At 44.8% G+C, this 1,264-nt stretch carries 2 protein-coding genes; both read right to left on the reverse strand.

Features of this window, described 5'->3' with window-relative positions; all coding sequences use genetic code 11:
* Positions 1-89: 89 nt before the first annotated feature.
* A complete protein-coding gene (locus ACR2PX_RS21935) occupies positions 90-641 on the reverse strand; it encodes a hypothetical protein (RefSeq protein ID WP_434001493.1) in 552 nt (183 codons plus the stop codon).
* Entirely contained in the window at positions 634-1,173 is a 540-nt protein-coding gene (locus ACR2PX_RS21940) for a hypothetical protein (protein WP_434001494.1), read from the reverse strand. Before ACR2PX_RS21940 ends, ACR2PX_RS21935 begins: the two co-directional genes overlap by 8 nt.
* Positions 1,174-1,264: the final 91 nt, after the last annotated feature.

A 1,264-nucleotide genomic window follows, 5' to 3' on the forward strand; every position in this document is an offset into this window, starting at 1 on the left:
TGTTCATAGCACTTGGCGTTATCGAGGAGATCATAAAGTTTCATGACACTGTTTTACAAGAAAACGTCTTCTATTCATAGCCACATAAGTCATCCTGTTTCCAGCTCCCCGGAATCCGCTAAGAGCCTAAAGAAATTAGCCAGAAAGTCCGTTGGCACCCTCTTCTGACCCGCAGAACCAGTCATTAACCGTTCACCTAAAGACATGAAAAGATCTGTCTTGGATAGGTAATATAAGAACTTAGGATTTGAGTGACGGTTCGCTCTCAAAACATGGAACTCAGTTGAACCAAAGCCTTGCTTGGTCGGCATACCGCCCAGATAGGCACCTTTTCCATTTTCAAAACAGGGGGTGATTTTGGCAATAATCACATCGTGCTGCTGAAAGCTCGTAAAACCCTGTTTTAAATCCCTGATAGGCTTTTTGAGTTCGTAATTAACTTGACCGCTAGCTTCAACATTTTCCATTGGCAAAAAACATGCAAGTTCATCATACTTTTCATATGGGATTTTTGGAGCCGGATTTATATCAGCTAAATTCTTAAGCCGCATAACGGACCAATGCTCAGGAATCCCCCCAAGCCACTCACCCCCGGAATCCTTATAAGCCTCATACTGAGGCATAGCTGCCAGTTCAGTCATTTGCCACTCCTGATACTTCAGTGACTTCCAAACCCAGAATGTCAGCAATCAACCCTTCCGCCTGCTTCTCCAGGGCGACAATATCTTTCGCCACATCGGTCATAGAACGCAGTGGTTTATGTTGGTAGAAGTATTTGTTGAAGCTGACTTCATAGCCAATCTTGGTGGAGTCCAGGTTAATCCAGGCTTCGTCTACGTGGGGTTTAACTTCTTTCAGGAAGTAGCCATGAATCTCATCCTTCAGAGGTACAGTTTCACTGTCTCGCAAATCAGACGACGGTTCATAGGTGATAAATTCACCGGCTTTCTCTGTCGCATAGAAACCAAAATCGGCTAACTGATCCTCTGTACAGCTCAGATGATGCAGCAGAGCATCAAGCTTCTCGTCTTTCAGTTTCAGAGTTTTACGAACCACTTTCGCTGCTGTTTCGTCGTACCAGCTCATGGCGTTCAGGATGGTTTTTTTCTCACTGGCAGTGAGTGAGATACCGCCTTGCTTTAACTCGATTCTGCAGTTTTTCTCACTTGACAATCAGGTTGCATCCAATAATTCAAATTTCCCAGCATGAGATTTGAGTGATTCCGTAGGCTCCCGTTTACCAAGATCTCGCCCCGCCATATGC

Source organism: Endozoicomonas sp., from assembly GCF_051008435.1.
Taxonomy (GTDB): Bacteria; Pseudomonadota; Gammaproteobacteria; order Pseudomonadales; family Endozoicomonadaceae; genus Endozoicomonas_A.